Origin of the sequence: uncultured Lactobacillus sp. (assembly GCF_944327175.1) — a bacterium.
GTDB lineage: Bacteria > Bacillota > Bacilli > Lactobacillales > Lactobacillaceae > Lactobacillus.
The window spans coordinates 25,418-45,840 of the sequence record NZ_CALVGT010000050.1 but is presented as its reverse complement, the minus strand read 5'-3'; the positions used below and the strand labels follow the sequence as shown (position 1 = coordinate 45,840).

19 protein-coding genes, 1 pseudogene and 1 riboswitch are annotated in these 20,423 nt (G+C 51.7%); of the genes and pseudogenes, 16 read left to right on the top strand and 4 right to left on the bottom strand.

From position 1 onward, the window contains the following. The first annotated feature begins 84 nt into the window (after positions 1–84). Both Q0J41_RS06465 and Q0J41_RS06460 read left to right on the top strand, forming a co-directional pair. Positions 85–648 carry a TIGR01440 family protein gene (locus Q0J41_RS06465; RefSeq protein ID WP_296227536.1) on the top strand — a complete coding sequence of 188 codons (564 nt, stop codon included), beginning with the start codon at positions 85–87 and terminating at the stop codon, positions 646–648. A 19-nt stretch (positions 649–667) separates the two neighbouring features. Further along, positions 668–931 (top strand): UTRA domain-containing protein, encoded by a 264-nt coding sequence (locus Q0J41_RS06460; RefSeq protein WP_296227534.1) that lies wholly within the window; start codon positions 668–670, stop codon positions 929–931. Between the two features lie 70 nt (positions 932–1,001). Here the strand turns inward: Q0J41_RS06460 and proC are convergent, their stop codons facing one another. The 4 genes from proC to Q0J41_RS06440 all read right to left on the bottom strand — a co-directional run bounded on the left by proC (position 1,002) and on the right by Q0J41_RS06440 (position 4,455). Next, the gene (gene proC, locus Q0J41_RS06455; RefSeq protein ID WP_296227532.1) at positions 1,002–1,775 is read right to left on the bottom strand and encodes a pyrroline-5-carboxylate reductase; all 774 of its coding nucleotides are present in this window, start codon (positions 1,773–1,775) and stop codon (positions 1,002–1,004) included. Positions 1,776–1,788: 13 nt separating this feature from the next. Then, the gene (locus Q0J41_RS06450; protein ID WP_296227529.1) at positions 1,789–3,036 is read right to left on the bottom strand and encodes a glutamate-5-semialdehyde dehydrogenase; all 1,248 of its coding nucleotides are present in this window, start codon (positions 3,034–3,036) and stop codon (positions 1,789–1,791) included. Between the two features lie 25 nt (positions 3,037–3,061). Continuing rightward, entirely contained in the window at positions 3,062–4,138 is a 1,077-nt protein-coding gene (gene proB, locus Q0J41_RS06445) for a glutamate 5-kinase (protein WP_296227527.1), read from the bottom strand. Positions 4,139–4,254: 116 nt separating this feature from the next. Beyond that, positions 4,255–4,455 (bottom strand): YjzD family protein, encoded by a 201-nt coding sequence (locus tag Q0J41_RS06440; RefSeq protein ID WP_270448977.1) that lies wholly within the window; start codon positions 4,453–4,455, stop codon positions 4,255–4,257. A gap of 119 nt (positions 4,456–4,574) precedes the next feature. Between Q0J41_RS06440 and Q0J41_RS06435 the strand changes: the two genes are divergently transcribed. From Q0J41_RS06435 to der, 14 genes and pseudogenes are all read left to right on the top strand, one after another. After that, positions 4,575–8,069 carry a DNA polymerase III subunit alpha gene (locus Q0J41_RS06435; RefSeq protein ID WP_296227525.1) on the top strand — a complete coding sequence of 1,165 codons (3,495 nt, stop codon included), beginning with the start codon at positions 4,575–4,577 and terminating at the stop codon, positions 8,067–8,069. A 208-nt stretch (positions 8,070–8,277) separates the two neighbouring features. Further along, positions 8,278–9,237, top strand: a complete 960-nt coding sequence (gene pfkA / locus Q0J41_RS06430) for a 6-phosphofructokinase (protein ID WP_296227523.1) — start codon at positions 8,278–8,280, stop codon at positions 9,235–9,237. Between the two features lie 39 nt (positions 9,238–9,276). Next, positions 9,277–11,046 carry a pyruvate kinase gene (gene pyk, locus Q0J41_RS06425; RefSeq protein ID WP_296227521.1) on the top strand — a complete coding sequence of 590 codons (1,770 nt, stop codon included), beginning with the start codon at positions 9,277–9,279 and terminating at the stop codon, positions 11,044–11,046. Positions 11,047–11,415: 369 nt separating this feature from the next. Then, entirely contained in the window at positions 11,416–12,294 is an 879-nt protein-coding gene (locus Q0J41_RS06420) for a S1-like domain-containing RNA-binding protein (RefSeq protein WP_296227520.1), read from the top strand. Then, positions 12,278–13,183, top strand: a complete 906-nt coding sequence (gene xerD, locus Q0J41_RS06415; protein WP_296227518.1) for a site-specific tyrosine recombinase XerD — start codon at positions 12,278–12,280, stop codon at positions 13,181–13,183. The genes Q0J41_RS06420 and xerD overlap by 17 nt, the downstream gene beginning before the upstream one ends. 10 nt (positions 13,184–13,193) lie before the next feature. Further along, positions 13,194–13,547: pseudogene (locus tag Q0J41_RS06410) on the top strand (reductase). Further along, entirely contained in the window at positions 13,537–14,271 is a 735-nt protein-coding gene (locus Q0J41_RS06405; RefSeq protein ID WP_296227516.1) for a segregation/condensation protein A, read from the top strand. The pseudogene Q0J41_RS06410 and the gene Q0J41_RS06405 overlap by 11 nt, the downstream one beginning before the upstream one ends. After that, positions 14,261–14,863: an SMC-Scp complex subunit ScpB gene (gene scpB, locus Q0J41_RS06400; protein WP_296227513.1), complete on the top strand. Its 603-nt coding sequence runs from the start codon at positions 14,261–14,263 to the stop codon at positions 14,861–14,863. The genes Q0J41_RS06405 and scpB overlap by 11 nt, the downstream gene beginning before the upstream one ends. After that, on the top strand, positions 14,863–15,582 hold the full coding sequence (locus tag Q0J41_RS06395; RefSeq protein ID WP_003619832.1) for a pseudouridine synthase: 720 nt from the start codon (positions 14,863–14,865) through the stop codon (positions 15,580–15,582). The genes scpB and Q0J41_RS06395 overlap by 1 nt, the downstream gene beginning before the upstream one ends. 27 nt (positions 15,583–15,609) lie before the next feature. Continuing rightward, a riboswitch (FMN riboswitch) is annotated at positions 15,610–15,725 on the top strand. An 80-nt stretch (positions 15,726–15,805) separates the two neighbouring features. After that, on the top strand, positions 15,806–16,510 hold the full coding sequence (locus Q0J41_RS06390; RefSeq protein ID WP_296227499.1) for an ECF transporter S component: 705 nt from the start codon (positions 15,806–15,808) through the stop codon (positions 16,508–16,510). 109 nt (positions 16,511–16,619) lie between these two features. After that, positions 16,620–17,012 (top strand): LysM domain-containing protein, encoded by a 393-nt coding sequence (locus Q0J41_RS06385; RefSeq protein ID WP_296227496.1) that lies wholly within the window; start codon positions 16,620–16,622, stop codon positions 17,010–17,012. Positions 17,013–17,064: 52 nt separating this feature from the next. Next, positions 17,065–17,742 carry a (d)CMP kinase gene (cmk, locus tag Q0J41_RS06380; protein ID WP_296227494.1) on the top strand — a complete coding sequence of 226 codons (678 nt, stop codon included), beginning with the start codon at positions 17,065–17,067 and terminating at the stop codon, positions 17,740–17,742. 88 nt (positions 17,743–17,830) lie between these two features. Continuing rightward, positions 17,831–19,036, top strand: coding sequence for a 30S ribosomal protein S1 (gene rpsA / locus Q0J41_RS06375; RefSeq protein ID WP_296227493.1), 1,206 nt, complete (start codon positions 17,831–17,833; stop codon positions 19,034–19,036). Between the two features lie 76 nt (positions 19,037–19,112). After that, a complete protein-coding gene (der, locus tag Q0J41_RS06370) occupies positions 19,113–20,420 on the top strand; it encodes a ribosome biogenesis GTPase Der (protein WP_296227491.1) in 1,308 nt (435 codons plus the stop codon). Positions 20,421–20,423: the final 3 nt, after the last annotated feature.

The following is a 20,423-nucleotide window of genomic DNA, read 5'->3' as shown; positions in this document are numbered from 1 at the left end:
GCAGAATCTGAGGACTGAGTTACAATATAGGCAGCAAGCAAAAAATTAACAAACAAGCAGAGAAATAAAGATTGGAGGAAAAAGATGGATTTAGCAGAAATTCAAAGGCAGGCCAAGCAGGCCGTCAGTGAAATTGTCGAGGCATCCGGGATCAAGGCCGGCCAGTTCTTCGTGGTTGGCTGCTCTTCAAGTGAGGTCTTGGGTGAGGCGATCGGCACCAACACCAGCACCGATGTTGCTGAAGCCCTTTACCAGGGAATAAATGAGGTTTTGGCAGAAAAGGGGATTTACCTAGCCGCCCAGTGCTGCGAGCACTTGAACCGGGCCCTGGTGGTCAGCCGGGAAGCGATGGAAAAGTATGACTTGGAACAGGTCAACGCTATTCCCCAGCCAAATCATGCCGGCGGGGCTTTCGCGACCGTAGCCTACCAGAAAATGCTAAATGCGGTACTGGTGGAAGACATTGCTGCCCGGGGTGAAGCCGGGATCGACATCGGCGGCACCTTGATCGGGATGCACCTGCACCCGGTGGTGGTTCCTTTGAGAATCTCTTTGGACAAGATCGGGGAGGCCAACATCATTTGTGCCCGTCGCCGGCCAAAGTATGTCGGTGGCCAACGGGCTATCTATGACGAGTCTTTGATGTAAAAAAACAGGTTTGAGCCTTTTGGACGACGAGCCCCTGGTGATTGAGCATACTTATATGCCGGTCAGCCAGGTGCCGGCCTTGTCCAAAAAGATCTTGGAAGGGTCGATCTACTCTTACCTGCACAAGAAGCTGCACATCAAGTTTGGCTGGGTCTTCCGCCGATTCTGGAAATTGAGCAGATTGTCTGGATCAATTCCGGGGTTAACATTGAATATTCCCGGTCAAGAAATGTTTACAGCAACCGGTCTTATATCATGGTCGAAACCAGCCATTAATAATTAGAACAAAATACCCACTGAAGAATTTTCCATCTTCAGTGGGTATTTCTTTGTTTATCTGCTTAATTTGCTCTTTAGCCCAATTCCTGGTTCCGCTTAAGAGCCGCGTTAACAGCGCTGATGGCTGCGTAGCGGAAGCCGTTCTTTTCTAGTTCAACGATACCGGCGATGGTTGAGCCGCCTGGTGAAGTTACGGCGTCTCTGAGTTGGGCCGGGTGCTGGCCGCTTTCCAGGACCATCTGGGCTGAGCCCAAAACGGTCTGGGCTGCCATTTCGATGGCTTGGGAGCGGGAGAGGCCGTTTTGCACGCCAGCATCGCCCAGGGCTTCAATAAACTGGTAGACGAAGGCCGGACCGCAGCCAGCTACTGCCGTAGCGGCATCCATCAAGTCTTCCTGGATTTCCACGACCTTGCCAGAGTAAGCCATTAATTCCTTGAAGACATCTTTGGCCTGGCTGCTCTGGCTGGTGTAGCTGGTCATGCCCTGGCCGATGGCTACTGGGGTGTTAGGCATCATTCTGACCAGGTCGTGACCGGGTAGAAGCTTGGCCAAAGTTTCCAGGCTGACCCCGGTTGCCATGGAGATCCAGATGTTGCCGTTATTGCTGCCTTCGCCGATTTCCTTGATGGTGCTGGCCACCTGGTAAGGCTTGACTCCTAAAAAGACCACGTCGCTTTCAGCAGCAACTTGCGCGTTGCCTAAGAGCTCGCCGCCGATTTCCGCCTGCAACTTGCCGGCCTTTTCCGGGTTGTGGCTACTCAAAAGCAGGCTGACGTCATCACACTTGGCAACTGCTCTGGCGATCGCGCTTCCCATGTTGCCTAAACCGATAAATCCAACTTTCATAAAAAACTCCTTGCTATTCTCTGACCTGGCCCTGGCCACGGACGATGTACTTGTAGCTGTTAAGTTCGTTTAAGCCCATTGGCCCGCGGGCGTGCATCTTCTGGGTGGAAATGCCCAGTTCGCAGCCCAGGCCGAATTCGCCCCCGTCAGTAAAGCGGGTAGAAGCGTTGACGTAAACGGCGGCTGAGTCAACTGCTTGGGTGAAGCGGTCAGCAGCTGCTTGGTCTTCAGTCACGATGGCTTCGCTGTGGTGGGTTGAGTGCTTGGCGATGTGGTCAATAGCTTCCTCAACCCCGTCCACGACCTTGATGGCCATGATGTAGTCCAAAAATTCAGTGTCAAAGTCGTCTGGACCAGCTGCTTTAGCTTCTGGCAAAAATTCTTTTGCTCTTTCTTCAGCCCGCATCTCAACCTTGCCGGCAAAAGCTTCAGCTAAACGGGGCAGGAAGTCAGCGGCAACTTCCTGGTCAACCAGGCAGACTTCAGCAGCGTTGCAGACAGATGGCCGGCTCATCTTGGCATTGGCCGTGATCTTGACTGCCTCGTCCAAATTAGCGGCCTTGTTGACATAGATATGGCAGATCCCGGTCCCGGTTTCAATAACCGGCACCTTGGCGTTGTCAACGACCGCTCTGATCAAGCCCTTGCCCCCGCGCGGGATCAAAAGGTCGATCTTGCCCCGGGCAGTCATCATTTCGCTGGAAGACTGCCGGCTGGTGTCTTGCACCAATTCAATCACCTTTGGGGAGATCTTGCTTTTGGCCAAGCCCGCCTTTAAGGCCTGCATGATAGCGTTAGCGGAATTAAAAGCATCCTTGCCGGACCGCAAAAGAGCGGCATTGCCGGACTTAAGAGCCAGAGCCGCCACGTCAGAAGTGACGTTTGGCCGGCTTTCATAGATCATCCCGATCAAGCCAAAAGGCACGGACCGCTTTTCAATCTTGAGGCCATTGTCAGCTGTGTGCTCGCTTAAAAGGCGGCCGACTGGGTCCGGCAGGTCGATCAAGGCCCGGATGCCGCTGGCCATGCCGGCTAAGCGGCCTGGAGTAAGGCGGAGCCGGTCCAGCATAACGTCAGGAATTTGTCCCTTTGCCTTTTCCAGGTCAAGCTGGTTGGCAGCCATGATCTCTGCTTCATGGTCCAGCAGGCTGTCAGCCATCAAGGCCAAAGCTTCGTTCTTATCGGCAGTATTTGCCAGGTTGACAGCCGCCTTGTTGGCCAGCAGACTGTCCAGCAGTTGTTGAGTTGAGCTTTCAGTCATATTTTTTCTTTTTTCCTTTCTCAAATCAAAGGGTGGTAACCCAATCGTCGCGGTGGATGAAGATGCCCTCGGGGTGCTTTTGCTCCAAAATTTCTTCCAGAACTGGCCGGGAGAATCTGGCCTTGCCCTTGCCGATCAGCTTCTTGCTCTTCAAGCTGTAGACTTCCACGATGTCATCTTTCTTAAAATTGCCCTGGATCTGCTTGATCCCGGAAATAAGGAGGCTGGAGCCTTCCCTGGCCATGGCGTGAACAGCCCCGTGGTCGATGTAGATCCGGGCTTTGGCCGGGGCGTAGAAGGCCAGCCACTGCTTCTTCTGGTTGAAGGCATTCTCGTTGGCCGTGAAAAGGGTCCCCTGATTCTTCTGGTGAACGGCGTCGGCTAAGGCAGTGGAATCCGCCGAACAGATGAAGACCGGGACGCCGGACTTGGTTGCCATGTCCGCGGCCTTGATCTTGGTAGCCATGCCCCCGGTGCCGTTGCTGGACCCGGCCCCGCCGGCCATTTCAAAAATTTGCGGGGTAATCTCGTCGATGACCGGGATCGGCCGGGCATCGGGGTTCTTTCGGGGATTGTCGCTGTAAAGGCCTGGCACGTCGGTCAAAAGGACCAGGAGGTCAGCCTTTAAAAGAGAAGCCACTTGCGCTGAAAGGGTGTCGTTGTCGCCGACTTTCAGTTCATCGATGGCGATAGTGTCATTTTCGTTGATAATGGGGATGACCCGCCGGTTCAAAAGGACGTTCAAGGCCGTCTGGGCGTTTTGGTAGCGGCGCTGGTCAGCGAAGTCGTCCTGGGTCAGGAGGATCTGGGCGGAAACCACGCCCTGGACCAAAAGGCTGCGGGTGTATTCCTCAATCAAGAGCCCCTGGCCGACAGCGGCCGCGGCCTGCTTGTCAGCCACCTTCCTGGGTCGTTTGTCAAAGCCGAGCCGGCGGAAGCCCGCTGCGATGGATCCTGAAGTTACCAGGACCAGCTTGTAGCCGGCCTGGTGCAGCTGGGCTAGCTGCCGGGTAATTCTTTTGATCTTCTCTGGATCCAGGTCGCCGGCCGGACTGGTCAGCGAGGAGGTTCCTACTTTAAAAACGATCAGGTTATCTTTCATTAGTCAACTTCCTTAATAAATTTAGACTAGGTAAATCATACCATCTTTTGCCCGCGGACAGGAAAAATACAACAAAAAGGGCTAGCCGGTTAGGCTAGCCACTGTGGTCTTCTGTTTTATTTGCTGAACGCGGAGTCGTCCTTGTATGACTTGGCCGTGATCTTTGGAATAGTCAAAGAGAACAACAGGCCAAATACGGCACCGACGATCAACAAGGTAACAGGGTTATACGTGCTCTGGGTCAAAGGGGCTCCGATGAAGCCGATGATGAAGGTAAAAATCATCCCCCAGACGATGCAAACAATGTAACGTCCCATAGTATCTTCCTTCTTTCGCTCTGCATTTTACCAGAATCAGCGAGCAAATTCAATTGGTGAAAAGGCGACTTTGCTATAATTGAAATAACAAGAAAAATGTGAAAGGCAGAGTGAGCAAGGTGAACATAGCAGCATTGCAGACGATTTCAGCTAATACCATTCTGGCCAGTCCGATGAAGGCGGCTGACCTGGTCAAGGGGGCAAAAGAGCGGGGTTATAGCGCCGTGGCACTGACGGACATCAATGTAACTTTTGGTCTGGCCGACTTTTACCAGGAAGCATTAAAAGCAGGGATCAAGCCCCTTTTGGGCCTGCAAGGCCGATTTAAGGGGATTGAATTGGAAGAAGCAGAATATGGCCTGGCCTTTTTGGCCCAAAGTCAAGAGGGCTACCAGTCCTTGATGCGCTTGTCCAGCTTTTTAAATATTGCTTCCGGCGATCTTACCGGATCAGCCCCTAGCTTAGCTGACTTGCCGGACTTGTCTGATTTGACCGTGATCGTGCCCGCCGGGCCGACCAGCGAGCTGCGCCAGCTTAATCAACTAGGCAATAGCGGAGAGGACTATGTTAAAAAGCTCTTGGACTTTTTGCCAAAAGGCCTGTCTTTATACTTAGGCGTTTACCCGGCCGAATCCGCGGCTGCTTATGATGCCTATGTCAAAAAGCTGGCAGAATCTTCGGACTTGCCCATAACGGTTGTTGAGGACGTCCGCTACTTGGACCCGGGTGACCAGTTTTTTTGCAAGGTGCTGCAGGCCATCAAGGAAAGACGGGTCCTGGATGAGCATGAACTGACCTTGATGGCGGAAGGGCAGGGGTCGCATTGGCTTAGGCCCGCGGCTGTCCTGGAAGACGCCTGCCGGAAAATGGGCCTAGAAGAAGCATTGGCCAACAGCGGTAAGATTGCCGACCACTGCCAGGCCAAGATTCCCTTTAAAGAGCCTCAGCTGCCGGTTTTTCCGCAAGCAACCGGCCTTTCTTCCGACCAATATTTGGAAAAGCTGGCTTTTGCCGGCCTGGAAAAATTACAGCTCAGGCAGGGAATTTACCAAGCCCGCTTGCAAAAGGAACTGGCCGTCATCAAGCAGATGGGCTTTGCTGACTACTTTTTGATCGTCGGCGACATCGTCAATTACTGCCGGCAAAAAGGCGCCCTGGTCGGCCCGGGCCGGGGGTCAGCCGCCGGGTCCTTGGTGGCCTACGCTTTGGGCATTACCCAAATTGACCCTTTAAAATACGACCTGCTTTTTGAGCGTTTCTTAAATCCGGCCCGGGCCAACATGCCCGACATTGACCTGGACTTTACCACGAGCGGACGGAAGCTGGCTTTTGCTTACGTGCAGGAAAAATACGGTGCTAAAGCCCGCTTTGGCGAGGGTTCTGACCTGGTGGCCCGGATTTTGGCCTTGACGACCATGAAGGCCAAAAGCGTTCTGGACCGGACCGGCCAGGTTTTTGGCCTAACCATGCCGGCTATCGCCCGCCTCAAGCAGGCTATGGGGCCAGCTAAAACTTTGGCGGAGGCCGGCCAGCAGGCCAAATTTAAGGCCCTGGTCGCTACCAGTCCTTTGACCCGCCTCCTTTATCAAACTGCCACAAGGCTGGAAGGATTGCCGGAAGACACGGGCACCCACGCTCCTGGCTTAGTGATCAGTGAGGAGCCTCTGTCCAGGCAGATCGGCCTCATGACCGGGAAAGAAGCTCCTTTATGGACGGTTGAGCAGACTAAAAAGTACGTTGAAAAGTACGGCCTCTTAAAGATTGACTTTCTGACCCTGGACAATCTGGAGCTTTTGGAAGGAGTTTTAGCCGAGATCCAAAAGAGCAGCGGCCCTCTGGATTTGACCCGGCTTCCTTTGGATGATCCGGAGACCCTGGCCCTTTTTGCCCGGGGGGAGACCCAGCAGATCTTCCAGTTTAATTCCAGCGGGATGCAGGAGGCCTTAAGAAAAATCCAGCCCCGGACTTTTGACGACTTGTCCGTCGCCGTAGCCCTTTACCGGCCGGGGCCAATCGCCAGCATCCCCTTGTACGTCGCCCGGAAAAACGGGGCCAGTCCGGTTCAGTATCCCGACCCCAGCTTAAAAGAAGTCCTGGGGCCGACCTACGGTGTTTTCGTCTACCAGGAGCAGGTCATGCAGACGGCCCGGATTTTCGCCGGCTTCAGCCTGGCTGAGGCTGATGTCTTCCGGAACGCGATTTCCAAAAAGCAGGCTGGCCTTTTAGCCGAAGAAAAGGGCAAATTTATCGCTGGTGCAGGCAAAATGGGACACAGCCGGCAAGCCGCCGAGGCAGTCTACGCCTTAATCGAGCCTTTCGCCAACTATGGCTTCAACCACTCCCACGCCGTTGCCTATGCCCTTTTGGCTTACTGGCAGGCCTTCTTGTCCGTCCATTTTCCAAGAGAGTTCTACTTGGAAAAGCTCCGGGCCAGCCGGGGCAAGGAAAAAGGGGCCATTATCCGCCAGGCTAGAAAGGCCGGCGTTGAGGTCCTGGGTCCGGATATCAATATAAGCCAGTCAGAAGCTCGCTTGTTTGAAGGCCGGATCTACCTGGGCTTAAAGGACATTATGGCTATCACGCCGCCTTTTTTGGACCAGCTGTTAAAGATAAAGCGGCCGGTAACCAGCTTCCCGGCTTTTTTGCGGCAGCTGGATACCAAAGAATTAAAAGAAAGGCAGCTGGTTCCCTTGATTGAAGCAGGTCTCTTTGACCAGGTCAGCCCTAACCGGGCCAGTCTTTTGGTCAACTGCGGCAACATGCTCAATACTGCACGCCTGTCGCAAAAGAGCCTGGTCTTGCAGGATTTTTTGGCCGCCAAGGAAGAAAACGTGCCAATGCCGACGGCAGCTGAAAAGGTGGCGATGGAAGAAAGAGCCATGGGCTTTGCCGTAACGGCATCGCCTTTGGAAATTGCCGGCAAGGCTCTGGCCAAGCGCTATGGGGCCAAGCCATTTGCTGCTTTTGCCTTAAATGAGACCGGGCAGGTCCTTGCCCAGTTCGTCAAGAAAAACGACTGGCGGGTCAAGCGGGGGGCACGGGCCGGTGAATTAGGCAGCAATGCCGTCTTTAGCGACGGACAGACTAGCGAGAAGGTGACGATTTTTACCAGCCAGTACCGCCGCTTTGCCCAGATGCTGAAAGAAGACGCGGTCTATCTCTTGCAGATTGACAAAAAAGAAGACCAGGAGGATGGCCGGGGCTACCAGCTGATCTTGCGCGACCTTCGCCTTTTGGACTTAAAGCAGCTGGAGCAGGCTGAAGAGGTCAAACCGGTCACGGTCAAGCCTAAGGCCCTGGCCCTTGAGCGCTATTTTGACCAGCACTACCAGACCAAGCGCTTAGGCAACTTCCGGGTTAAAGAAAGGGGCATGGCCCTGGGCAAGCTCTTGGCTGTCCGCTACCAGGAAGACAAGCGGGGGCGGAAGATGGCGACCTTGATCCTGGCTGATTCCTCCGGCCGTTACAGGTGCTGGCTTTTTGCCGGGGAACTGGCAAATTTAAACTTGAATTTACAGGTAAATGACTACTACCTGCTCAAGCTGGAAGCTTTAGGGCAAAGGGAGAGCCTGGATTTCAAAATTTATGCCTTAAAACAGGTCAATCTGCGCTGAAAATGACTTGACCAATTTGCTTTTTTGAAAAAAATCAGTCCTAGTGAAAAAAATAATAAACGCCAGGCTGGGATTTGTAAGCCCTAACAGGTCGAAAGTCTGAAAAAATCGAATTTAAACCAGATTTTACAAGACTTTATGCGGGAAAAATGTTATGATTTATGTGATGTGAGATATTACACAATTTAAATCATGATGAGGTGAATTCATGAAACGGATTGGTATTTTGACTAGTGGTGGCGACGCCCCTGGCATGAATGCAGCCGTAAGAGCCGTAACCAGAGTCGCGATCGCGAACGGTTTGGAAGTTTTCGGCATCAGATACGGTTTTGCAGGTTTGGTTGCGGGCGACATTTTCCCATTGGAAAGTGAAGACGTAGCCCACTTGATCAATGTTTCCGGTACCTTCCTCTACTCTGCGCGTTACCCTGAATTTGCAGAAGAAGAAGGGCAGCTGGCTGGTATTGAGCAATTGAAGAAGCACGGCATCGATGCTGTCGTCGTTATTGGTGGGGATGGTTCCTACCATGGCGCCCTGCAGTTGACCCGCCACGGCTTCAACTCAATCGGCCTGCCAGGCACGATCGACAACGACATCCCTTACACGGATGCCACGATCGGCTATGACACGGCCTGCATGACGGCAATGGACGCGATCGACAAGATCCGTGACACTGCTTCCAGCCACCACCGGGTCTTCATTGTCAACGTGATGGGCCGCAACTGCGGTGACATCGCTATGCGCGTCGGCGTAGCCTGCGGGGCAGACGCGATCGTCATTCCTGAAAGACCATATGATGTCGAAGAAATCGCCAATCGGCTCAAGCAAGCCCAGGAAAGAGGCAAGGACCACGGTTTGGTAGTCGTTGCCGAAGGCGTGATGACTGCTGACCAATTCATGGCTGAACTGAAGAAGTATGGTGACTTCGACGTTCGGGCCAATGTCTTGGGCCACATGCAGCGGGGTGGTACGCCAACTGTTTCTGACCGGGTGCTGGCTTCCAAGCTGGGCAGCGAAGCCGTTCACCTTCTTTTGGAAGGCAAGGGCGGCCTGGCTGTCGGTATTGAAAACGGCAAGATTACTTCACACGACATCCTTGATTTATTTGATGAGTCTCACAAGGGTGACTATGACTTGTTAAAGCTCAACGCAGATTTATCAAGATAGTTGTTTTTATAGTTTTTGATTTAGGGAGATTTTTTCAAGATGAAAAAAACGAAGATTGTTAGTACTTTAGGACCAGCTTCAAACGATATTGAAACTATTACCAAGTTAGCCGAAGCAGGCGCAAACGTATTCCGTTTCAACTTCTCACATGGTGACCACGAAGAACACTTGGCAAGAATGAACATGGTTCGTGAAGTTGAAAAGAAGACTGGCAAGCTTTTGGGCATCGCTTTGGACACCAAGGGTGCCGAAATCAGAACCACTGACCAAGAAGGCGGCAAGTTCACTATCAACACTGGTGACGAAATCCGCGTGTCAATGGACGCAACCAAGGCCGGCAACAAGGACATGATCCACGTTACCTACCCAGGTCTGTTTGACGACACTCACGTAGGCGGCACTGTATTGATCGACGACGGTGCTGTTGGTTTGACTATCAAGGCCAAGGACGAAGAAAAGCGCGAATTGGTTTGTGAAGCTCAAAACACTGGTGTCATCGGCTCAAAGAAGGGTGTTAACGCTCCAGGTGTTGAAATCCGCCTCCCAGGGATTACTGAAAAGGACACTGACGACATCCGCTTTGGTTTGAAGCACGGTATTAACTTCATCTTTGCTTCATTTGTACGTAAGGCTCAAGACGTTCTTGACATTCGCGCACTTTGCGAAGAAGCTAACGCATCATACGTTAAGATCTTCCCAAAGATTGAATCACAAGAAGGTATTGACAACATCGACGAAATCTTGCAAGTTTCAGATGGTTTGATGGTTGCCCGTGGTGACATGGGTGTTGAAATCCCATTCATCAACGTGCCATTTGTTCAAAAGACTTTGATCAAGAAGTGCAACGCTTTGGGCAAGCCAGTTATCACTGCTACTCAAATGCTGGACTCAATGCAAGAAAACCCACGTCCAACCCGTGCCGAAGTAACTGACGTTGCTAACGCCGTTCTTGACGGTACTGACGCAACTATGCTGTCAGGTGAATCAGCAAACGGTTTGTACCCAGTAGAATCAGTTCAAGCTATGCACGACATCGACGTTCGGACTGAAAAGCAAATGGACAGCCGGAACACTTTGGCTTTGCAACGCTTCGAAGAATACAAGGGTTCAAACGTTACTGAAGCTATTGGTGAATCAGTTGTCCGGACTGCTCAAGAACTGGGCGTTAAGACTATCATCACTGCTACTAGCTCCGGCTACTCAGCTCGTATGATCTCCAAGTACCGTCCAGACGCAACTATCGTTGCTTTGACTTTCGACGAAAAGATCCAACACTCATTGGGTATCGTATGGGGCGTTGAACCAGTTTTGGCAAAGCAACCTTCAAACACTGACGAAATGTTCGAAGAAGCTGCCCGCGTAGCTAAGGAACATGGTTTCGTTAAGGATGGCGATCTGGTAATCATTGTTGCCGGCGTACCATTCGGCCAATCAGGTACTACTAACTTGATGAAGCTGCAAATCATCGGCAACCAACTTGCTCAAGGTTTGGGCGTAGGCACTGGCTCAGTTATCGGCAAGGCTGTTGTTGCCAACAGCGCTGAAGAAGCCAACGCTAAGGTTCAAGAAGGCGACATCCTGGTAGCTAAGACTACTGACAAGGACTACATGCCAGCTATCAAGAAGGCCAGCGGTATGATCGTTGAAGCTTCCGGCTTGACCAGCCACGCAGCTGTTGTCGGCGTATCACTCGGCATTCCAGTTGTTGTTGGTGCTGCTGACGCAACTTCAAAGATCGCTGACGGCTCAACTTTGACTGTTGACGCTCGTCGCGGCGCAATTTACCAAGGTGAAGTTTCAAACCTGTAATCTAGGATTGCAAGTCTGACAACCACAGAAGAAAGAGTTCAATCAATCGATTGAGCTCTTTTTCTTTGCCTAATGTTTGCCCGCTTTCTTTTAATTAATGACTGTCTAAAATATGACAGAGGCAGCAGGCGTATTTTTAACTGCTGTGCCTTTTTTAAAGACCGGCCAGTTCTGCTTTTTCGCTTGTTGCCCAGTGCTCCTGCGAAAGTGCTGGCTACGTGGTTGAGGCAAAACTTGCTTTAAAATAGACAAACTATGCGTGAATTGAAAAAATCGGCGAATTAGCGGAAAAACTATTGTTAATTACTTTATTTTCTTTCTTTGTTCCCGTATACTAGCATTAGAATTATGTAAAGTTGGAGGCAGACTATGCTTGGAGAAATCCGGACCGGTAAAATCACTGACAGTAACGCTGAAGCCTATTTCGTGCAGATTGACGGCTTAACGTTCAAATTGAAGAAAGAAGAAATCACCCAGGAAGAGACGCCGGAAATTGGCGGGCAAATCACGGGATTTATTTATGATAACCAAAAACATGAACGGGAAATGACCCAGTTCTTGCCTTTTGCCCAGGCCGACCAATACGGCTGGGCCACGGTTACCAGGGTTCAGCGGGGGCTGGGGGTCTTTTTGGACATTGGCTTGCCTGATAAGGATATAGTTATGTCCCTGGACGACCTGCCACTTGACCCGGCCCGCTGGCCGCAAAAAGATGACCGCCTTTTGGTGCGGCTGGAAACTGATGACAAGGACCGGATCTGGGCCAAGGCCGCTGACGAGAACGTCTTTGACCAAATCGCTGTCCGCTTCCCAAACAACCTGGTTAACAAGAACCTGCTGGCCCGGGTATACTCCAGCAAGTCCCTGGGTTGCTTTGTTTTGACCAATGACTACTATTTGGGCTTCATCCATGAATCTCAAATGCAGCAGCCCCTGCGGCTGGGTGAGGAAGTCAAGGCCCGGGTAATCGGGGTCAGCCAGTATGGCCGTTTGAACATGAGCGTTTTGCCCCGGGCTTTTGAAGAAATTGACGATGACGCGGCTATGATCATGATGTCTTTGCGCCGCAAGGGCGACAAGACCCTGCCTTTTAGCGACAAGAGCGAGGCCCAGGCCATCAAGGACTACTTCGCTATCTCCAAGTCAGCCTTTAAACGGGCCTTGGGCAACTTGATCAAGCGGGGCCTGGTCAGCCAGGACAAGGAAGCCGGTACGATCAAGCTGGTTAAGGATGAGGCGGATGAATAAGCTCGCCGAACAAATTGACGATTACCTGCGCTACAGCCAGATTGAACGGGGACTCAGCCCGAATACAATCGCGGCCTACCAACAGGACTTGCAGGAGTTTTTGGCTTACGTCAAAGAAGAGCAGATGCAAGACTGGCCGCTGGAAGCCGTGGAAATTGATGCTTTTCTGGCTAAAGAGCGGGACTTGGGCAAGGCCAACAGTTCCATCAGCCGGCTGGTGTCGACCCTGCGCCGCTTTTACCAGTGGCTGGTCCGCCAGCAGCTGATTGCTTTGGACCCCATGAGCCAGATTGACGCGCCCAAGCGGGAGAAGCGGATGCCACTGGCTTTGACTGAGGCTGAAGTGGGCCGGCTTTTAGAGCAGCCAGATATAACAAAGGATCTGGGCATCCGCGACCGGGCCCTTTTGGAACTGCTTTACGCGACGGGGATGCGGGTCAGCGAAGCGGTCAACTTGCAATTAGCCGATGTCCATGCCGACCTGCAGCTGATCAAAGTCCTGGGCAAGGGGAGCAAGGAGCGGCTGATTCCAGTGAGCGATTTGGCCTTAGACTGGATCAAGCGCTACCTGCCTGTCAGGGACCAGCAGCTGTTAAAAAGGGGCAAGAGCAGTGACTATCTTTTCTTGAACAGCCGGGGCGGGCAATTGACCCGGCAGGCCGTCTGGCAGAAGATTAAGAAGTACTGCCAGCAGGCTGGCATTGCTAAGGATGTGACTCCCCATACCCTCCGCCACAGCTTCGCGACCCATTTGCTGGAACATGGGGCCGATTTGCGGGTGGTCCAGGAAATTCTGGGTCATACTGACATTTCCACGACCCAGATCTATACCAACTTGACCCAAAAGCATATCCTGGACGTCTATCAAAAGACCCATCCCCGGATTTAGAGGTGATCAGATGCTAGTACCATATAAAAAAGATTATGAAAAAGTCGCCATGGGCCTCTTGTCCTATCTGCCGGACTTTAAGAACTTGCAGAATCTGAAGGAAGAAATGCAGCTGTATGCTGAAGAACCGGCCCACCAGCTCTACCTTTACTGGGATGAGGATCAAAATATTGTCGGCCTGGCTGGCTGCTAGACCGGGGCCGGCTGCCTGGTCTTGCGCTACTTGTCCTTAGCGCCTGGTTTCCGCGATGATGATCACTTTTCAAAAATCATGCGGGAACTGGCCCAGGAAGCTGGCAAGCAGAAAGTTATGACGGTTCCGGAATATACCTATTTGATGAAGTATTTGAACGATGATGAATGAAGGCATGACCATTGAGCTGCCGAATTTTGAAGGCCCCCTGGACCTTTTGCTCCACTTGATTCGGTCGCAGGAACTAGACATCTATGACATCCCGATTGCCCGGATTACTCAGCAGTATCTGGACTATCTCCAGCAGATGCAGAGGCTGAACCTGCAATTAGCGGGGGAATATTTCGTGATGGCGGCAAGCTTGCTTAGGATCAAGTCCCAGTATCTTTTGCCGAAAAACGACTTTGTCGAGACGGAAGAAGAATTTGCTGACCCCCGGGAAGAACTGGTTGAGCAATTGGTGCAGTATTCCGTCTTTAAAAAGATCTCAGCCTACTTCAAGGTCAGAAATGAAGAAGTGCCGGTCTTGGCCGCCAAGGAACCCAGCGTGGCTGAAGGGGCCAAGGTTCAGCCCCTGCCCTTAGGGCAGATTAGCCAGCAGGACCTAACGGCCAGCTTTATTTTGGCCATGCGCCGCTTTAAGAAAAGAAATGACCATGCCCAGGTAACTTTAACCGGCCGGCCGATCCAGGAAATGATCACCTGGCTGAAGGAAGTTTTAGAGGAAAAAGGCCGGGTCAGCTTTTTTGCCTTGACTGACCAGGTGGAAAGCCTGGCGGATTTGGTTGGCCTCTTTTTGGCAATTTTGGAACTGGCCAAGGACCAGTACTTGAAAGTTAGGCAAAAGCGCCGCTTTGGCGACTTGGAAATAGAAAGAAGCAAGCATGACGAGTAAAATAGCCCAGCTGGAAGCCCTACTTTACGTGGCCGGGGACGGCGGGATCAAGAAAGAGCAGCTGCGGGACCTGCTGCAAGTGCCGGACCCGGAAATTGAGGATCTGGCCAAAAGATTGCAGGAAAAACTGGCTAGTGATCCCGACAGCGGCTTGCAGCTTTTGGAAATCAATGATGAATATAAATTAACGACCAGTGGGGAGGTCAGCGACTTGGTGGAAGCCTATTTCAACAAGGACTTGACCAAGAACATCAGCCAGTCAGCCCTGGAAATTCTGGCGATCGTGGCCTACCGGCAGCCAATCACTCGGATTGAGATTGATGAAATCCGGGGGGTTAACTCCTCTGGTGCCCTGCAGACACTTGTCTGGCGGGGGCTGGTCAAGGCCCAGGGGGTTAAGGATGCTCCGGGCCACCCCAAGCTGTACGTGACGACCGATTACTTCCTCCAGTACTTTGGCTACAAGTCCCTGGCGGATTTGCCGGTAATTGAGAATTTTGAAGACAGCAGCTTTGATGCCGACGGCCAGGTAGACCTGTTTGCCGAAAACGGCACGGCTGATGAAGCATTGCAGAAGATGGAGGATTTATAATGGCGGAAGAACGTTTGCAAAAAGTGATCGCCCAGGCAGGGATTGCTTCTAGAAGAGAAGCGGAAAAAATGATCCTGGCCGGCCGGGTCAGAGTCGACGGGCAAGTGGTAACCAAGCTGGGGACCAAGGTCAGCTCGATTGAACAAGTTGTTGTTGACAACCAGCCGATTGAAAGAGAAAGCCACCATACTTATCTTTTCTACAAGCCCCGGGGCGTGATCTCCGCGGTTAAGGATAACAAGGGCCGCAAGACGGTGGCAGACTACTTTACTGATTTGCCATACCGCCTTTACCCGGTTGGCCGCTTGGACTACGACACTTCCGGCCTGCTCTTGATGACCAATGACGGGGAGCTGGCCAACTTGCTCATGCATCCGAGAAACGAAGTTGACAAGGTCTACGTGGCTAAGATCAAGGGCATTTTGCAGCCAGATGAAATCAAGGCCTTGAAGAAGGGGGTCCAGATCGGCCGCTACAAGACCAAGCCGGCCCAAGTCAAGGTTTTGAAGACCAATCCCCGGGCCCAGACCCAGATCGTCCAGCTGACTATCCATGAAGGCCACTACCACCAGGTCAAGGAAATGTTTAAAGCTGTCAATCACCTGGTTGATAAATTGTCCAGGGAACGCTACTCCTTCCTGGACTTGCAAGGCCTTACATCCGGACAGTACCGGGAATTAAACCACAAAGAAGTTGACAGACTCAAGCAAGTGGATTAGAATGTAAACGTAATCAAAAATAATACAAGTTGTCTTCGGGGCAGGGTGAAAATCCCGACCGGCGGTGCAAGTCCGCGAGCCATGCAAATGGCTGAATGCTGTAAAGCTACCGATAGTTATAGTCTAGATGGAAGAAGGCAGACGCTGGAATAATAAGCATGCTTACTAAGAAAGGTCTGTTCCTCTTCGAGGCAACGGACTTTTTTAATGGAGGTATGTTAATATGGAAGCTGCTAACAAACGGACAGTTAAATCAGTCAGCAACTGGCTCGCTTATGCCATGATCGGGGCCATCGCCTTTGTGGTGATGAAGTTTGAATTCCCGGTCATGCCGGGTGTCAGCTTTTTGAAGATGGACTTCTCTGACGTCATCGTGGTCATCACCACCTTTATCTTCGGTATCGGCGGCGGGGTGGCCGTAGCCGCGATCAAGTGCCTTTTGTCCTTAATCTTTGCTGGCTTTGCCCTCCCGTCACTGGTCGGTGAACTGGCTGCCTTCCTGGCTTCGATGGCCTTTGCCCTGCCATTTTACTTCCTGGCTGGCTCAGTCAAGGAAGAAGACAGAAAGAGCTTGAAGGGTTTCCTGCTGCCGGCCCTGGGCCTGCTTTTAGGCGTCTTGTCATTGACCCTGGTGATGGCTTTGACCAACCAGTTCCTCTTGACTCCTGTTTACGCCTACACTTCAGTGCCGCAGGCAGCGGGGATGCACATGAGCTACGCTCAGCTGCTCACTTTTACTGAACAGACCTACCTGGGCAAGATGCTGCACATTCCAAGCATGTCCAGCTACATCATGGGCATCATCGTCCCATTCAACTTGATCAAGGGGGCCATCAACTCAGTTGTGGTCTACATCCTCTTTGAATCTGTCCTAAAGACGATCAAGCCATTTGTGATCAAGCATTTCAGCGTTTCCAGCAAGTACTAATGCGAAAAGGCAAATAAAATAATTGATGAGGCTTTCCTTAAGGAAGGCCTTTTCTTTTCGATTAGCACCTGGTTTTATGTTAAAATGGAAGCTTAAAGGGGGAAGCTAGATGGATCAAAATGCCCAAAAGCCCTTGTCACGTCTGGCCCGCCAGCAAGCGGTCAGAGAAGAGCGCAAGAACAAGCAGGCGCCGTGGTGGACGGCCCTCTTGATCGTGGTCATGATGGCCTTGGCGGCCATGCCGCTGGTCACCAGTCAAAATAGCGACTACGCCGTCCCGCAAGCAAAGAAAGAACAGACTAAGCCGAAGACCGCTAAGCGGTCCAGCAAGGCCAAGCCTGCGCCCAAGGTCAAGACTTACGTGGTCAAGTCCGGCGACAGCTGGGCTGCGATCGCCCAGAAGTACGGCATAAGCGCCGAAGAGCTGGCTGAGCAGAATGGTCTGGATACCAGCTCAACCCTGGCAGTTGGTCAGAAACTGAAGATCAAGCAAGCCAAATAGCTGAATTTATTGGAAAGGATTGAAGTGATGCTAGTCGCTTCATTTTGATGTTATGCAAGTAGCAATTGATGGACCTGCTTCAGCAGGTAAGAGCACGGTGGCCAAGATTGTGGCCAATAAGCTGTCATTCGTTTATATCGACACGGGTGCTATGTACCGGGCATGTACTTTTATCGCCCGCAAGCACGGCCTGGACTATGGGGATGAAGCCGGGATTTTAAAAGCGATCGACGAAGACGGCATCGTTTTAGAGCCCGGCGAAAACGGCCAGAAGGTTCTGGTAGCCGGGGAAGACGTGTCTTTGGAAATCCGGACCCCGGAAATCACGGCTAATGTCTCCCAGGTCTCAGCCCTGCCGGGGGTCAGAAGCAAGATGGTTGACTTGCAAAGAAAACTTGCCGGGTCAACCAACGTGATCATGGACGGCCGCGACATCGGGACCACGGTTTTGCCAAAGGCTGAAGTCAAGATCTTCCTGGTTGCCAGCGCCCGGTCTAGAGCGGAAAGACGACTTTTGGACTGGCAGGAAAAGGGAATTGAGGCCAAGCAGACGGTTGAAGAAATCGAAGCTGACATTGCCAAGCGGGACTACCTTGACTCCCACCGTGAAGTTTCACCTTTGAAGAAGGCAGTGGATGCAATCGAAATCGATTCAACTAATTTAACGATTGACCAGGTTGTTGCCGCTATCTTGGCCGAAATTGCTAAAAAAACAAATACCAGCAAGTAAAGTCAAAAAAAGTCTGGTAAAATAGTAGCAAATTCATCTATTTTTCGGTAAAATAGAGAACGAATAAACAGGGAGGCATTTTGTATTTATGTCAGAAAACAATCAATTTTTAGATGCTCTTGCTCAAATGCAAGAAGTTAAGGTGGGCGACATCGTTGACGTTAACGTTTTGAGCGTTGAAGATGGCCAAATTAACGTTGGTGTTCAAGGCGCCGGCGTTGAAGGTGTAATCACTCGCCGTGATTTCACCAACGACCGTAGTGTCAACTTGCGTGACGAAGTTAAGTTAGGTGATACCTTCAAGGCTTACGTAGTTCGTCGTGCAGGCGGTGACAAGGAAAACGGTGAATTTTTCTTCTCAGTAACCCGCGTTAAGGAACGTGAAGCTTACGACAAGCTGCAAAAGGACTTCGAAGAAGGCAAGACTATCGAAGGTAAGGTTACTTCATCAGTTCGCGGTGGTTTGCTCGTTGATGTCGGCACCCGCGGCTTCTTGCCAGCAAGCTTGATCTCAAACCGCTTCGTTTCAGACCTTAAGCCATACATCGGCAAGACTATCAAGGTTAAGATTACTGAAATCGACCCGGCTAAGAACCGTCTGATCCTTTCCCACAAGGAACTGATCGAAGAAGAACGCGAACAAGCCTTTGAAAACGTTGCTTCACAACTGGTTGTCGGCGACGTAGTTGAAGGCCGGGTATCACGTTTGACCAACTTTGGTTCATTCGTTGATATCGGCGGCGTTGACGGTTTGGTACACATCTCCGAAATTTCATACAAGCACGTTGACAAGCCAAGCGACGTCTTGAAGGTAGGCCAAGATGTTAAGGTTAAGGTTATTGGTATCGACAATGACCGTCACCGTATCTCCCTGTCAATCAAGCAAACTGAACCATCCCCATTCGAACAAGCTACTTCAAGCTTGAACGAAGGCGATGTAATTGAAGGCGAAGTTAAGTCTTTGACCAACTTCGGTGCCTTTGTTGAAGTTGCTGACGGCATCCAAGGCTTGGTACACGTTTCAGAAATTTCCAACAAGCACGTTGACAAGCCAAGCGACGTCTTGACTGTAGGTCAAAAGGTCAAGGTTAAGGTTCTTAACATTGACCCAAGTGAAAGAAGAATCTCCCTGTCAATTAAGCAAGCTGATCCAGAGAACGCTTCTTCATCAAACGACAGACCTCGCGCACGTCGTTCATCAAACAACGACGCAGTTGCTCGCAAGTACATGAACAACGACGACAACGGCTTCTCACTTGGTGACATGATCGGTGACCAACTTAAGAACCGTTAATCAGCACTAAAAAGACCGACCGTTGGTCGGTCTTTTTGTTTGACAATAATCAATAGAAAGCAAAAGAGGTGAAAAGATGCCATTACCAATTGTTGCTATCGTAGGGCAGCCAAATGTGGGCAAGTCAACCTTGTTTAACCGGATCATCAATGAACGGGTGGCGATCGTTGAAGACCGGCCGGGCGTGACCCGGGACCGGAACTATGCCCGGGCCAGCTGGATGGGCCACCAGTTCAGCATCATCGACACCGGGGGTATTACCTGGGAAGACAGCACGATTGACGAAGAAATCCGGGCCCAGGCGGAAATCGCCATTGAGGAGGCTGACGTCATCGTCATGCTGGCTGACGCCAGCCAGGGGGTGACCAGCCTGGATGAACGGATCGCCCACCTGCTCTACCGGGCCGATAAGCCAGTTCTTCTGGCTGTCAACAAGGCCGACAACCCTGAGCAGCGGACCGATATCTATGACTTCTACAGTTTAGGCTTAGATGACCCGATTCCTGTTTCTGGTTCCCATGGGACCGGGATCGGTGACCTTTTGGATGAAGTGGTCAAGAACTTCCCAGCCGATGCCGAAAAGACCGAGGAAGGGGTTATCTCCTTCAGCGTGATCGGCCGGCCAAACGTAGGCAAGTCATCTATCGTCAACCGCCTGTTGGGCGAAGAACGGGTGATTGTGGCCAACGAAGAAGGGACGACCAGAGACGCCATCGACACGCCATTCGTCAAGGATGGGACCAAGTTCCGGGTCGTTGACACGGCCGGGATCAGACGGCGGGGCAAGGTCTACGAAAAGACTGAAAAGTACTCCGTCATGCGGGCCATGAGCGCCATGGAACGGTCAGACGTGGCCATCCTAGTTCTGGATGCCAGCACCGGGATCAGAGAGCAGGACAAGCACGTGGCCGGCTATGCCCATGAAGCGGGCCTGGGCATGATCATCGCCGTCAACAAGTGGGACCTGCCGAAGAAAGACTCTTCATCCGGCAAGGACTTTGAAGCGGTGATCCGGGAAGAATTCTCTTACCTGGACTATGCCCCAATCGTCTTTGTTTCAGCCAAGACCGGCAAGAACATCGATCAATTGCCAAAGATGGTTAAGGAAGTTTACGAGAACAAGAACCAGCGGATCCAGTCATCCGTCTTAAACGACCTGCTCTTGGAAGCCAGTCGTTTGGTCCCAGCGCCGATGGTCAAGGGCAAGCGGCTTCGGGTCTACTACATGACCCAGGTCAAGACCAATCCGCCGACCTTCGTCGTTTTCTGCAACGATCCGGAATTGATGCACTTCTCCTACCAGCGCTTCTTGATCAACCAGCTGCGGGAGAATTTCGACTTCACCGGGACTCCGATCAAGATTCTGCCGCGTAAGCGGAAGTAAGAC

What these genes read in the sequence shown, in the direction of transcription:
- scpB (WP_296227513.1), top strand. Translation starts at nt 14,261, where the DNA reads ATGACGAGTAAAATAGCCCAGCTGGAAGCCCTACTTTACGTGGCCGGG.
- der (WP_296227491.1), top strand. Translation starts at nt 19,113, where the DNA reads ATGCCATTACCAATTGTTGCTATCGTAGGGCAGCCAAATGTGGGCAAG.
- Q0J41_RS06405 (WP_296227516.1), top strand. Translation starts at nt 13,537, where the DNA reads ATGATGAATGAAGGCATGACCATTGAGCTGCCGAATTTTGAAGGCCCC.
- proB (WP_296227527.1), bottom strand. Translation starts at nt 4,138, where the DNA reads ATGAAAGATAACCTGATCGTTTTTAAAGTAGGAACCTCCTCGCTGACC.
- xerD (WP_296227518.1), top strand. Translation starts at nt 12,278, where the DNA reads ATGAGGCGGATGAATAAGCTCGCCGAACAAATTGACGATTACCTGCGC.
- Q0J41_RS06395 (WP_003619832.1), top strand. Translation starts at nt 14,863, where the DNA reads ATGGCGGAAGAACGTTTGCAAAAAGTGATCGCCCAGGCAGGGATTGCT.
- pyk (WP_296227521.1), top strand. Translation starts at nt 9,277, where the DNA reads ATGAAAAAAACGAAGATTGTTAGTACTTTAGGACCAGCTTCAAACGAT.
- Q0J41_RS06440 (WP_270448977.1), bottom strand. Translation starts at nt 4,455, where the DNA reads ATGGGACGTTACATTGTTTGCATCGTCTGGGGGATGATTTTTACCTTC.
- proC (WP_296227532.1), bottom strand. Translation starts at nt 1,775, where the DNA reads ATGAAAGTTGGATTTATCGGTTTAGGCAACATGGGAAGCGCGATCGCC.
- cmk (WP_296227494.1), top strand. Translation starts at nt 17,065, where the DNA reads ATGCAAGTAGCAATTGATGGACCTGCTTCAGCAGGTAAGAGCACGGTG.
- Q0J41_RS06450 (WP_296227529.1), bottom strand. Translation starts at nt 3,036, where the DNA reads ATGACTGAAAGCTCAACTCAACAACTGCTGGACAGTCTGCTGGCCAAC.
- Q0J41_RS06420 (WP_296227520.1), top strand. Translation starts at nt 11,416, where the DNA reads ATGCTTGGAGAAATCCGGACCGGTAAAATCACTGACAGTAACGCTGAA.
- Q0J41_RS06385 (WP_296227496.1), top strand. Translation starts at nt 16,620, where the DNA reads ATGGATCAAAATGCCCAAAAGCCCTTGTCACGTCTGGCCCGCCAGCAA.
- Q0J41_RS06390 (WP_296227499.1), top strand. Translation starts at nt 15,806, where the DNA reads ATGGAAGCTGCTAACAAACGGACAGTTAAATCAGTCAGCAACTGGCTC.
- Q0J41_RS06465 (WP_296227536.1), top strand. Translation starts at nt 85, where the DNA reads ATGGATTTAGCAGAAATTCAAAGGCAGGCCAAGCAGGCCGTCAGTGAA.
- rpsA (WP_296227493.1), top strand. Translation starts at nt 17,831, where the DNA reads ATGTCAGAAAACAATCAATTTTTAGATGCTCTTGCTCAAATGCAAGAA.
- pfkA (WP_296227523.1), top strand. Translation starts at nt 8,278, where the DNA reads ATGAAACGGATTGGTATTTTGACTAGTGGTGGCGACGCCCCTGGCATG.